Here is a 12,425-nt window from a genome sequence, read left to right as displayed (position 1 = left end):
CATCAGTTGCGTCAACAACGTACCATTTGCGTTCTACTTGGCCTGGTTTAGCCATGAATGTAGTTTTGTTCATGATTTCTCCTATATGAATATCGTTTTTGTTTACAGGGCGGATGTTCCGGTCCGCGGGGTATTTGAAAGGTTCCGGGGCCTTACAAATGGGGTAAACAATACCGTCTACTATCATACCAAATTTTACTACTAAAAGTCAATAGATATAAAAAATAATTTTCCCTATTTGGCCTTTAAAATATCACAAAAACCTCGTGAAAACGAGGTTTCTATTGCTATTTATAAGCCAAGGCACGTTTGAAGCTTTTCCATAGACCTAAGTCATCTGTCTGAAGGACCAGGCTGGCATACATACGCCCGATAAAGGCTGTTGCAGTGACTGCAAAAATAACCGTTATGGCAAGGGAAATCCAAGCTTCTAAATCACTTGCATAACCATTGATGGCTCTAAATGGCATAAAGAAGGTTGAAATAAAGGGAATATAAGACCCAATTTTCAAAACCAAATTGTCTCCTGCAGCACCTAGAGAAGTCACACCGACAAATCCTGCTATAATCAAGATCATCAAAGGCGACAAGGCCTTTCCTGAATCCTCAGGGCGAGAAACCATAGAGCCTAGAAAGGCTGCTAAAACAACGTACATAAAGAGGCTAACCAAGACAAACAATAAGGTATTGAGCGAGAAGGCCTCTCCTAGATGATTTAAAATCCCAGATTGTGCCAAGATAGGGATGTCTTTAAAGAGCAGAATGGCAGCCAGCCCACCCACGACGTAAATGCCAATATGAGTCAAAATCACAAGAAGCAGAGCCAGCATGCGAGCGTAGAAATAATGACTTGCTCGGATACTAGAGAAGACCACCTCCATGATTTTGGTTCCTTTCTCGCTAGCCACTTCCTGAGCAGTGACACTAGCATAGGTAATCAAAATCATATAAAGGAAGAAGCCAAGCCCTGCGGCCGCAATGGTTTGAACAATTTTTTTGTTTTCCTTAGATTCATCAATTTTCTCAGTAAAATCAACGGTTTGACTCAGGCGTTTTTCCTGTTCTTGAGACAAATTAGCTGACGAACGATTGAGTTGGTATTGCAGTTCGTTTAGCTTATTGGTTACTGCTAGTTTGATGCCTGTTTCAAGAGAAGTTTCACCATGATAGACGGCCTTGAGGACGCTGTCCTCTTGGTCAATGGTTAGGTAACCCTTGATTTTCTCATCCTTGATAGCAGCCTGGGCACTGGCTTCATCCTTATAATCAAAGTTGATACCATTGGTACCCTTGAGCCCTTCTTCCACAGATGGCACAGTTGTTACTACTGCTATCTTGCTATTCTTGGCCATAGAAGACCCTTGGAGAAAGCCGATTCCTACAGATAAGGCTAAAAAGAGGAACGGCGAAATCACCATAAAGAAGAAACTCCACGACTTGACATGTCGAAGATAGGTTTCCTTCATTACAACCCACATATTTCTCATACTTCCACCCCTGATTCTAGTTTAAAGATTTCATCGATTGTTGGAGCTTGCTGGTCAAAGGTCGCGATGTATTGACCTTGAGTGAGGATTGGGAAGAGTTCCCTTCCAGCGCTCTCATCATCGAGGATCAATTTCCAACTACCTTGCTTGGTCAAGCTCACCTGTTTGACGTGAGGAAGACTTTCCAATTCTTCCTTGCTTCGTTCACTTGAAACAAAGAGACGTGTTTTCCCGTATTGATTGCGAACATCCTGAACAGGTCCATGCAAGACCACACGCCCATCACGAATCATCAGGATATCATCGCAAAGCTCCTCGACATTGGTCATAACATGGTCAGAAAAGATAATGATTGCACCGCGCTCTTTCTCTTTCAAGATGACTTGTTTGAGCAACTCGGTATTGACTGGATCTAAACCACTAAAAGGCTCATCCAAGATAATCAAGTCTGGTTCATGGATTAGGGTGATAATCAACTGAATTTTCTGTTGATTCCCTTTTGACAGACTCTTGATTTTGTCGGTCAATTTGCCCTTCACTTCGAGTTTTTCCATCCATTGAGGGAGTTTCTCCTTGACCTCCTTAGCATCCATACCTTTTAGAGTCGCCAAGTAGCGAACTTGTTCAAGGACTGTCAACTTGGGCATGAGACTGCGTTCTTCAGGCAAATAACCTATCCGAGCGTAGGTTTCCTGACGAATATCCTGCCCATCCAGACTGATCTCTCCTTGGTACTCCAAAAATTTCAACATACTGTGGAAAATCGTTGTTTTCCCAGCACCATTTTTTCCGACCAGCCCTAGAATTCGTCCTGGACTTGCCTGAAAATCGACACCAAACAAGACTTGCTTGGAACCGAAACTTTTCTCTAGATTTCTTACTTCTAGCATCTTCCACCTCCGAAATATGTTGCACTTATTATACTCCTTTTTGATAGCCTTTACAACGATTTATGTCCATTTTATCAGATAATAAGTAGCAAAAGTATCCTATCTCTAATAAATTTAAGTGCTTCAGCGATAGCTTTAGTATAACTCATTAAAGACTTTCTGAGATGGCTTCCTCCTCAACTATCGCTTTTCTCTTCTGAACTGTCCTTTTGAAACTAAAAATCCACCCCGAGGGATGGATTTTAGACTATTAACGCACTTCTGCATTCACTTTTTCTTCGAGTGATGCTTGGATTTTTTCCATATAGCGTGCGACTTCTTCGTCTGTTAAGCTATCTTCTGGATTTTGGAAGGTCAAGCTATAGGCCATTGACTTCATGCCAACTCCCAGTTTTTCGCCTGAGAAGACGTCAAAGAGTTTGATATCTGTCAAACGTTTCACGCCTGCAGCTTGGATAGCGTCTATAACTTCTTGATGAGTGACTTCTGCCTTGAGGAGTAGAGCCACGTCACGGCTGACTGCTGGGAATTTGGTGATTTCCACAAATGGAGCAGCTGGTTGAAGGGCAGCTTCAATGGCTGAAAGGTTGAGCTCCGCTACATAAGTTTCTGGGATATCGTAAGCCTTGGCAGTAACTGGATGCACTTGGCCAAGGAAACCAAGAACTTGGTCGCCAAGTGAAATCACGGCCGTACGTCCTGGGTGAAGGCTAGCAATCTCAGCTGTTGCTGTATAAGTCACTTCTAGTCCCAAGCGAGTAAAGAGCGCTTCAAGGATTCCCTTAGCATAGAAGAAATCAACTGGAACTGCTGCTGTTTGGAAGTCTTTTTCTGCAACCAAGCCTGTCAAAGCAAAGGCAAAGCTGTTGATTTCATTTGGTAAATCTTCTTTTGGATTGCCTGTTTGTTCAAAGACTTTTCCAATCTCGTAAAGAGCCAAATTTTTGTTCTTACGAGCCACGTTATAGGCTACTGTATCCAAAATACCTGAGATCATATTTTGGCGGAGGACTGAACGTTCCACAGTCATTGGCCACATGAGTTCTGTAAGGTTACTTGGTTGAGCCGTAAACTCAACTGCTTTTTCAGGCGTTGTCAGAGCGTAGGTGATGATTTCTGTCAAACCTGCTCCTTCAGCGATGGTACGAACTTGACGGCGCAATTTTTGTGTCGCAGTCAATTCACCAGCTGTACCATCATCTTTTGGAAGACTAGTTGGCAAGCGATCATAACCATAGATACGGGCGATTTCTTCAAAGAGGTCCGCTTCGATGGTAATATCCCAACGACGACGAGGTACGCTGACTGTGAAGGCTTCAGCATTTCCAGAAAGTCCAAAGCCAAGACGACGGAAGACATCTTCCACATCAGCATATGAAAGCTCCGTACCAAGGACGCGGTTAACGTCAGCCAGAGTCGAAGAAACTTCTACATCAGAAGTATCAAGCGCTCCTGCTGAAACGATACCCTTACGCACAGTCGCACCTGCAAGTTCCGCAATCATGCTCGCCGCAGCATCAAGGGCTTCGTTAACAGTTGCCACATTGATACCTTTTTCAAAGCGAGAAGATGATTCAGAACGAAGGTTGAGGCGTCCGCTAGTCTTGCGGATGGATTTGCCATTGAAGACAGCTGCTTCAAGGACAACACGACTAGAATTTTCAGAGATTTCTGTTGTTTGACCACCCATGACACCTGCAAGGGCTACTGGCTTGTCTGCGACAGTGATAACTAAGTCATTTGTTTCCAAGTCACGTTCTTCACCGTCCAAGGTCACCAATTTTTCACCAGCACGTGCTTCACGCACACGGATGTCATTGCCTTCAAAGGTATCCAAATCAAAGGCATGCATCGGTTGACCAAAGTAGAGTAGGATATAGTTGGTCACGTCTACAACGTTATTGATGGGACGGATACCTTCATTCATAAGAAGGTTTTGCAACCATTGTGGACTTGGTGCGATGGTCACATTATCCAAGATACGGGCCGCATAGTAAGGCGCCTTGTCTGTCTCAATGCCTACAGAAAGGGCGTCTGCTGCAGATTCATTTGTTTCTGTTAAGGTAAATGCTTTAAAGTTAACTGCCTTATCATAGATAGCTGCTACTTCGTGAGCCACACCACGCATAGATAGAGCGTCTGCACGGTTTGGTGTGATAGAAAGTTCGATGATTTCATCATCCAAGTCTAGATATGAGAAGACTTCCTCACCTGGTACTGCATCTTGAGGCAAGATTTGAATACCATCTGCGAATTCCTTCGGTACGACCGAGTCAGAAATACCTAATTCACCAAGCGAACAGATCATTCCAAGTGACTCTAAACCACGGATTTTCCCTTTTTTAATCTTGTAATTGTCAGCAATACGAGCTCCCGGAAGAGCCACCATGACCTTGATACCAGCACGCACATTGGGGGCACCACAAACGATTTGACGGGCTTCTTCTTCGCCAACGTTAACCTGACAGACATGCAAGTGAGTTTCTGGTACATCTTCGCAAGACAAGACCTCGCCGACGACAATTTTTGAGAGACCGGCAGCCGGTGATTTGACACCTTCGACCTCAATCCCTGTAGTTGACATTTTTTCAGCCAACTCTTGTGATGGCACATCAATGTCCACCAATTCTTTTAACCATTTATAAGATACAAGCATAATTTAGTTCTCCAGAATGACAGTTGCCACTCTAGTTTTTTCCTTTCCTATCATTTCAATAGAAGAATTCTCTTCTTACCTTAATTTCTTTTTCAGTAACCAATCTGTATCTACTTTTTGACCAACCATAAAATGATGTTGGCTAAATTTCTCAAAACCATATCGGTTATAAAACGCTTGAGCTTTTGTATTATGCTCCCAAACACCTAACCAAGTCCAGGAAAAACTATTTTTGGTAGCAAATTCAAGAGCAAATTCAAACAGTTTCTTACCGATTCCAAATCCTTGGAATTTTTGTAGCACATAGAGGCGTTGAATTTCAAAAGCATCCTCTAATTCTCTCTCAGTCTGAGCACTTCCCCAGTTGACTTTGAGAAAACCAGCTATCTCCTCTTCATGCATAATGAAATAGGTTTCGGATTCTGGATTTTCTAACTCAGTTGACAAAACTCTCAGACTATAAGCCTCTTCAAAGTATTCCTGTAACTGCTCTTCCGTATTATCATGAGCAAATGTTTCACGAAAGGTTTGTTTGGCAATTTTGGACAACACCCCAACATCTGCCTTTTCTACTTTTCTAATCATTATTTAAACTGTTCTGAGAAGCGGACATCTCCTTGGTAGAAGCCACGGATATCGTTGATTCCGTAACGGAGCATGGCTACACGCTCTTGTCCAAGACCAAAGGCAAAGCCAGAGTAAACAGTCGCATCGATTCCACTCATTTCAAGGACACGTGGGTGAACCATACCGGCACCCATAATTTCGATCCAACCTGTTTTCTTACATACGTTACAGCCTTCTCCACCACACTTGAAGCAGGAAACATCCACTTCAACAGATGGCTCTGTGAATGGGAAATAAGATGGACGCAGACGGATCTGACGCTCTTCACCAAACATTTTTTGGACGATCAACTGAAGGGTTCCTTGAAGGTCTGCCATAGAGATGTTTTTCCCAACAACCAAGCCTTCGATTTGGTGGAACTGGTGACTGTGGGTTGCATCGTCCGTATCACGACGGAACACACGTCCTGGTGAGATCATTTTCAAAGGACCTTTAGAAAAATCATGAGCGTCCATAGCACGCGCCTGAACTGGAGACGTGTGAGTACGAAGCAAGATTTCTTCTGTGATGTAGAAAGTATCCTGCATATCGCGAGCTGGGTGATCTTTTGGAAGGTTCATACGCTCGAAGTTATAGTAGTCTTGCTCCACTTCAAAACCATCCACGACTTGGTAACCCATCCCGATGAAAATATCTTCGATTTCTTCACTGGTTTGTGTGAGGACATGACGATGACCAGTCGCAACTGGGCGACCTGGAAGTGTCACATCAATGCTCTCACTTGCTAGTTGAGCTGCGACTTTCTTTTCTTCCAAGAGTTTCGCTGTTTCTTCAAAGGCAGCTGTCAAGACATCACGCGCTTCATTGACGTGTTTCCCGATGATTGGGCGCATCTCAGCAGAAACATCTTTCATCCCTTTGAGGATTTCAGTAAGCGACCCTTTTTTACCAAGGACAGAGACACGCAAATCTTGCATCTCTTTTTCATTTTCAGCAGTAATCTGCTTCAAGCTAGCCAGCGTTTCTTCGCGAAGCGCTTTTAATTGTTCTTCAATAGTTGACATAATTCCTCCATCAGTCGCTCGTAGATAAAAAGAAAACCACATGCCAAAAACTCCACTCGGAGCGTTGACACGCGGTACCATCCGTTTCATCTGACAAGTCAGACCTTCATTTCTAAATCCATGCGCAAGTGAATTCGCCCAGCTTTCATATAGAGAGCTTGCAGTCACGGCTCTCCTCCCTGATATACTTCCCTTGAGTTACTAGTCTTGCGGATTCCTATTCAATTACTACTTAGTTTATCAGATTTTTACCATTCTTGCAAGACCTATCTCACTTCTGCTTGCCTTTAAATCGCCATTGGAAGCGAAGCTTGTCATAGAAAGGAAATTCGATAAACAAGACTCCCAAGCCCACACAGAGACTTGCAAGGACGTCTGATGGATAGTGAACTCCCAGATAGACCCTTGACACCAGTACACTGACTAGGTAGAACCCAAGAACGATTTGTACGATTTTTCTCCAGACTGGATTTTTAATTCGTTGACTGAGAATGACAATCAAAGTACCTACCATCAGTGTCACTGCAAGAGAATGCCCGCTTGGAAAAGAAAATCCGTTCTCCTCTACCAAGTGTAAAATAGCTGGCCGTGGGCGCTGGTAGATGTTTTTAAAGGTCACAATTAAGAGACCGGCTAAGGCTAGATTACCCGCCATGAAGTAGCTTTCTATCTTCCACTGCTTACGATAAAAGATAAAGGCTGCGATGGCAACCCAGGTAATGATTACTGGGATATCAATCAAATGCGTAAGCGCACGGAATAGAACTGTCAAATAATCTGGCAAGTCCCCACGAAGGGCAGTCTGAAGCGGTTGATCAAAACCGACCAGCGTTTCAGGATAGAACTTAACCATATAGCCAAGAAGGACGAAAAGTAAAAGGGCAAAACTGCCCTTCATTAAAAATGTTTGTTTATCTCTCATAATGTTTTAAGGTTGGTTTCAAGAGGACGTATAACAACCAGAATGAAACAGCAAAGATTAAACCTTCAATCAGGTTAAAAGGTAAAACCATGGTCATCAAGTAGTTAGAAAGTCCCAAAATTTTTCCAATATCAAAGTTGGCAAACTTCGCGTACAGAGGAACAGCATAGACATAGTTGAGAACCAACATAGCAGTAGTCAATCCAATAGTTCCCGCTAGAGATGCTAGTAGGAAACGAAGGGTGCTACGTTCCTTTTTCCAAATCAAACCAAAGACGATAACAAAAACTCCCAAGGCCACGATATTCATTGGCAAACCAATGTAGGTATTCACTCCCTGGCTATTGAGAAGCAACTTCAAGAGTGAGCGAAGCAAGAGGATTCCTAGTGCAGCTGGCAAATCCATCACCACCAAGCCCACAAGGACTGGCAAGATACTAAACTCAATCTTGAGGAAGGTTGCCGCTGGCAAGAGCGGAAAGTCAAAGTACATCAGCACAAATGAAATGGCTGATAAAATCGCAATGGTCGAAATTCGACGTGTGTTTGTCATAACAGGTTCCTCCAATTTTCTATAAAATCAGAAGAAGTTGGAAAGAATCCCTCTATCTATTCTCACTTTTTATATCCCAAAAGTTCCCTCTCACTCTTTTGAGCAAGCGGTTGCAATTCATCTATAAACTCATCAGAACAGACAAAGCCATTCTTTCGTCTTCTCCCATCCAGACTATACTGTCGGTTGTGGAATCGCACCACATCAGCTTGCGCTCGCGGACTTCTTTAACTAAGATATTTTGGATTAATCTAGGCGTCGCAGTCGAAGATAATACTTGAGTATATCGAGACAAGACAACGAAGAGTAAGCCAGAATAGCTAGTTAAAGTCACCGCCGGTCGGGAATCTCACCCAGCCCTGAAGACCCCTTTATCATAACAAAAAACGCTTGCAAGTGCAAGCATTTTGTTTATTTCAATTTATCTGCTTCATAGGTGTGAACGAGCTCAAGACCTGCAAAATTCTGCTGACGGAGAGCTTCGTAGACGATCATGCAGACGGTATTCGAAACATTGAGGCTACGAACATGTTCATCATTCATAGGAATACGGAGAGCCTTTTCGGGATGCTCCCGCATAAAGTCCTCAGGCAAGCCCTTGTCTTCACGTCCGAAAAGAAAATAGTGGTCTTCGTCAGTCGATAAATCCACCTCAGAATACACTTTCTCAGCAAATTTCGAAATCAGATAGACTTGTCCCTTCATCTGAGACATGAAATCTTCCAAACTGTCATAAAAATAAATCTCAAGCTTATCCCAGTAGTCCAAACCAGCTCGCTTCATCTTGCGGTCATCAATCGGAAATCCCATCGGTTTGATGATGTGAAGGGGAGAATTGGTCGCAGCGCAAGTACGCGCAATGTTACCTGTGTTTTGTGGAATCTGAGGTTCAAATAATACAATGTGATTTGTCATGACTGGCTTCCTTTTATCATTGCAAAAAAATAGCCACACTGCCCGGAGTCAAGCTCAGCAAACAGCGTGGTTAAGGCGTCGTTAACTTACCTCACAACAGGTTTGAAGTAAATCAGCGAAACTACTTCCTTAGTATAACACTTTCAGAATCATTGTCAATAGAAATGACTTGATTTTTTTTACTTTTTTTAATGATATTTTCATGTTTGGTCATTCCTTTCTGAAAAGGTATGGTAAAAGAGCCAAATTACTTCAAATCAGAGACATTGTCATAGAAGTTAAACAAATGTATCTTCAAAACTTGAAAAAAGCCTTTCTTCCCCTAAAAATCGCCTTAGCAAGTGCATTTTTTGCTAAAAAAGGGTATGATAGTTACATCATGAAAAAGTAGGTTTTTTATATGAAAATTGTCCTTGTTGGTGGAGGGAAAGTTGGTTTCGCCCTCTGTCGTTCACTGGTTGCAGAAAACCATGACGTTGTCCTCATCGAACAAGATGAGGCTGTCCTCAATCACATTGTCAGTCGCTATGATATCATAGGTCTCCTTGGAAATGGTGCTGACTTTGCCATCTTAGAGCAAGCCAGTGTCCAAGAGTGCGATATCTTTATCGCCCTAACCGAACACGATGAAGTGAATATGATTTCAGCGGTACTTGCTAAAAAAATGGGTGCTAAAGAAACCATCGTTCGGGTGCGAAACCCTGAATACTCTAATACCTATTTTAAAGAGAAAAACATTCTTGGATTTTCACTTATTGTTAATCCAGAGCTCCTGGCAGCGCGTGCGATCTCAAATATCATTGATTTCCCTAATGCCCTCTCTGTCGAACGATTTGCTGGAGGTCGGGTCAGTCTCATGGAATTTGTTGTCAAGAACTCTAGCGGTCTTTGTCAAATGCCAATCTCAGACTTCCGTAAAAAGTTTGGCAATATCATTGTCTGTGCTATGGAGAGGGATCATCAACTGATGATTCCAAGCGGTGATGTTATTATCCAAGACAAGGATAGGATTTTTGTTACGGGAAATCGTGTAGATATGATGCTTTTCCATAACTATTTTAAATCTCGTGCAGTGAAAAGCTTACTTATCGTTGGAGCTGGAAAGATCGCTTATTATCTGCTTGGCATTTTAAAAGACAGCCGCATTGATACCAAGGTCATCGAGATCAATCCTGAAAGAGCTCGTTTCTTCAGTGAAAAGTTCCCCAATCTCTATATTGTCCAAGGAGATGGAACTGCAAAAGATATTTTGCTAGAAGAAAGTGCTCCCCACTATGATGCAGTCGCAACCTTGACTGGAGTTGATGAGGAAAATATCATCACTTCTATGTTTCTTGACCGTGTTGGTGTCCATAAGAATATCACCAAGGTCAACCGAACAAGCCTTCTAGAGATTATCCACGCACCTGATTTTTCAAGTATCATCACACCAAAAAGCATCGCAGTGGATACCATTATGCACTTTATCCGTGGTCGAGTAAACGCTCAGTATTCAGATCTTCAAGCCATGCACCATCTAGCAAACGGTCAAATTGAAACTCTCCAATTCCAAATCAAGGAAGCTAATAAAATGACTGCCAAACCTCTATCACAGTTGAAATTGAAAAAAGAGGTTCTCATCGCAGCCATTATCCGAAAAGGAAAAACAATCTTCCCTACTGGAGAGGATATGCTTGAGGTGGGTGACAAGTTGCTCGTGACGACCTTATTGCCGAACATCACCAAAATTTATGACTTGATCGAGAGGTAAAAAATGAATAAAAACATGATTCGTTACCTCCTCTCAAAACTTCTCTTGATTGAGGCTGTTCTTCTCCTAGTCCCTGTTAGTGTAGCAATCTATTACCAAGAATCCAGTCAAGTATTTATCGCTCTCTTTTCTACGATTGGAATTTTAGTCCTTCTTGGTGGTCTAGGTGTTTTACGGAAACCGAAAAATCAACGGATTTATGCCAAGGAAGGAGTCTTAATTGTTGCCCTCTGTTGGATTCTATGGTCTTTCTTTGGTGGCCTCCCCTTTGTCTTTTCAGGACAAATCCCCAGCATCATCGATGCCTTCTTTGAAATCAGTTCTGGATTTACAACTACAGGAGCAACTATTCTGAACGATGTTTCCGTTCTCACTCGTTCCCTCCTCTTCTGGCGAAGTTTCACCCACTTGATCGGAGGGATGGGGGTACTCGTCTTTGCACTTGCCATTATGGACAATGCTAAGAATAGCCACTTGGAGGTGATGAAGGCTGAGGTCCCTGGACCTGTCTTTGGCAAGGTCGTATCCAAGCTAAAAAACACTGCCCAAATTCTCTATCTGCTTTATCTGGCTCTCTTCTCCCTTTTTGTGGTTATCTACTACTTAGCAGGCATGCCCCTCTATGATAGTTTTGTCATCGCTATGGGAACAGCAGGAACTGGGGGCTTTACCGTCTATAACGACGGAATTGCCCACTACGGTAGCTCACTCATCACCTATCTAGTTAGTATCGGAGTGTTGGTTTTTGGGGTTAACTTCAATCTCTACTACTACCTCATGCTCCGTCGGGTTAAGGCTTTCTTTGGAGATGAAGAACTACGAGCATATATCATCATTGTCCTAGTTTCTACAGGCTTGATTACTCTTAATACGCTCCACCTCTACCAAGGGGTTTCTAAAAGTGTTGAAATGGCCTTCTTCCAGGTCTCCAATATCATCACGACAACAGGTTTTGGTTACGGAGATATTACCAACTGGCCCCTCTTCTCCCAATTTATCCTCCTCTTCCTCATGGGAATCGGTGGATCAGCTGGCTCAACTGCAGGTGGTCTCAAAATTATCCGTGGACTGATCCTCACGAAAATTGCTAAAAATCAAATTTTGTCCATCTTATCCCCTCACCGTGTTTTGACTCTCCATGTCAATAAAACGGTGATTGATAAGGATACCCAACACAAGATTCTTAAGTATTTTGCCATCTATATGATGATTATCCTCTCTCTCATCTTTATCGTCAGTCTTGATAGCAATGATTTTCTAGTCGTGACCAGTGCTGTCTTCAGCTGTTTTAACAATATCGGACCTATTCTAGGTACAACCTCTAGCTTTGCCATCTTTAGCCCCATCTCTAAAATCCTGCTCTCTTTTGCAATGATTGCAGGTCGCTTAGAGATATACCCGATTTTGCTACTCTTTATGAAACGTACCTGGTCTAAACGTTAATTACAATACAATCCCCCTTTTACAAGCTAGTAAAAGGGGATTTTTTCTATTAAAAATAGCATAAAAATCTAGTTATCCGCATAAAAACTGGACTTATCACACTTTATCAAGGTCAAAACCACTCAATTTACTACTAATTTACTACTTATGAATGAGCTTTGATACGACGATTTATCCT

10 protein-coding genes, 1 pseudogene and 1 riboswitch are annotated in these 12,425 nt (G+C 42.5%); of the genes and pseudogenes, 2 read left to right on the top strand and 9 right to left on the bottom strand.

From position 1 onward, the window contains the following. The 9 genes and pseudogenes from PCY17_RS11730 to PCY17_RS11690 all read right to left on the bottom strand — a co-directional run. Window positions 1–187, bottom strand: a pseudogene (locus PCY17_RS11730) (hypothetical protein); the annotation flags it as partial. A 100-nt stretch (window positions 188–287) separates the two neighbouring features. Continuing rightward, window positions 288–1,487, bottom strand: coding sequence for an ABC transporter permease (locus PCY17_RS11725; protein WP_084944073.1), 1,200 nt, complete (start codon window positions 1,485–1,487; stop codon window positions 288–290). Further along, window positions 1,484–2,377 (bottom strand): ABC transporter ATP-binding protein, encoded by an 894-nt coding sequence (locus PCY17_RS11720; RefSeq protein ID WP_084944074.1) that lies wholly within the window; start codon window positions 2,375–2,377, stop codon window positions 1,484–1,486. The genes PCY17_RS11725 and PCY17_RS11720 overlap by 4 nt, the downstream gene beginning before the upstream one ends. A gap of 250 nt (window positions 2,378–2,627) precedes the next feature. Continuing rightward, the gene (gene pheT / locus PCY17_RS11715) at window positions 2,628–5,033 is read right to left on the bottom strand and encodes a phenylalanine--tRNA ligase subunit beta (RefSeq protein ID WP_084944075.1); all 2,406 of its coding nucleotides are present in this window, start codon (window positions 5,031–5,033) and stop codon (window positions 2,628–2,630) included. 75 nt (window positions 5,034–5,108) lie between these two features. Next, window positions 5,109–5,618, bottom strand: coding sequence for an N-acetyltransferase (locus PCY17_RS11710; protein ID WP_084880072.1), 510 nt, complete (start codon window positions 5,616–5,618; stop codon window positions 5,109–5,111). Further along, window positions 5,618–6,664 carry a phenylalanine--tRNA ligase subunit alpha gene (pheS, locus tag PCY17_RS11705; RefSeq protein WP_000103743.1) on the bottom strand — a complete coding sequence of 349 codons (1,047 nt, stop codon included), beginning with the start codon at window positions 6,662–6,664 and terminating at the stop codon, window positions 5,618–5,620. Before pheS ends, PCY17_RS11710 begins: the two co-directional genes overlap by 1 nt. 271 nt (window positions 6,665–6,935) lie before the next feature. After that, window positions 6,936–7,586, bottom strand: coding sequence for a phosphatase PAP2 family protein (locus PCY17_RS11700; protein WP_084856795.1), 651 nt, complete (start codon window positions 7,584–7,586; stop codon window positions 6,936–6,938). Continuing rightward, window positions 7,576–8,139 carry an ECF transporter S component gene (locus tag PCY17_RS11695; RefSeq protein ID WP_084880070.1) on the bottom strand — a complete coding sequence of 188 codons (564 nt, stop codon included), beginning with the start codon at window positions 8,137–8,139 and terminating at the stop codon, window positions 7,576–7,578. Before PCY17_RS11695 ends, PCY17_RS11700 begins: the two co-directional genes overlap by 11 nt. A gap of 153 nt (window positions 8,140–8,292) precedes the next feature. Then, window positions 8,293–8,510: riboswitch (FMN riboswitch) on the bottom strand. 40 nt (window positions 8,511–8,550) lie between these two features. After that, window positions 8,551–9,054, bottom strand: coding sequence for a tRNA (cytidine(34)-2'-O)-methyltransferase (locus tag PCY17_RS11690; RefSeq protein WP_084880066.1), 504 nt, complete (start codon window positions 9,052–9,054; stop codon window positions 8,551–8,553). Window positions 9,055–9,454: 400 nt separating this feature from the next. Here PCY17_RS11690 and trkA point away from each other — a divergent pair, with 400 nt between their 5' ends. Next, the gene (trkA, locus tag PCY17_RS11685) at window positions 9,455–10,804 is read left to right on the top strand and encodes a Trk system potassium transporter TrkA (RefSeq protein WP_049479472.1); all 1,350 of its coding nucleotides are present in this window, start codon (window positions 9,455–9,457) and stop codon (window positions 10,802–10,804) included. A 3-nt stretch (window positions 10,805–10,807) separates the two neighbouring features. Continuing rightward, window positions 10,808–12,247 (top strand): TrkH family potassium uptake protein, encoded by a 1,440-nt coding sequence (locus PCY17_RS11680; protein WP_084880063.1) that lies wholly within the window; start codon window positions 10,808–10,810, stop codon window positions 12,245–12,247. Window positions 12,248–12,425 lie beyond the last annotated feature (178 nt).

This window comes from Streptococcus sp. SO2, from assembly GCF_030440025.1.
The sequence above is the reverse complement of the archived record's forward strand: the minus strand, read 5'-3'. Positions and strand labels throughout refer to the sequence as shown.

Bases quoted from the DNA above. Each gene is read 5' to 3' on its own strand.
- pheT (WP_084944075.1), bottom strand. From the start codon at position 5,033: ATGCTTGTATCTTATAAATGGTTAAAAGAATTGGTGGACATTGATGTG.
- PCY17_RS11680 (WP_084880063.1), top strand. From the start codon at position 10,808: ATGAATAAAAACATGATTCGTTACCTCCTCTCAAAACTTCTCTTGATT.
- PCY17_RS11690 (WP_084880066.1), bottom strand. From the start codon at position 9,054: ATGACAAATCACATTGTATTATTTGAACCTCAGATTCCACAAAACACA.
- PCY17_RS11710 (WP_084880072.1), bottom strand. From the start codon at position 5,618: ATGATTAGAAAAGTAGAAAAGGCAGATGTTGGGGTGTTGTCCAAAATT.
- PCY17_RS11695 (WP_084880070.1), bottom strand. From the start codon at position 8,139: ATGACAAACACACGTCGAATTTCGACCATTGCGATTTTATCAGCCATT.
- PCY17_RS11700 (WP_084856795.1), bottom strand. From the start codon at position 7,586: ATGAGAGATAAACAAACATTTTTAATGAAGGGCAGTTTTGCCCTTTTA.
- PCY17_RS11720 (WP_084944074.1), bottom strand. From the start codon at position 2,377: ATGCTAGAAGTAAGAAATCTAGAGAAAAGTTTCGGTTCCAAGCAAGTC.
- pheS (WP_000103743.1), bottom strand. From the start codon at position 6,664: ATGTCAACTATTGAAGAACAATTAAAAGCGCTTCGCGAAGAAACGCTG.
- trkA (WP_049479472.1), top strand. From the start codon at position 9,455: ATGAAAATTGTCCTTGTTGGTGGAGGGAAAGTTGGTTTCGCCCTCTGT.
- PCY17_RS11725 (WP_084944073.1), bottom strand. From the start codon at position 1,487: ATGAGAAATATGTGGGTTGTAATGAAGGAAACCTATCTTCGACATGTC.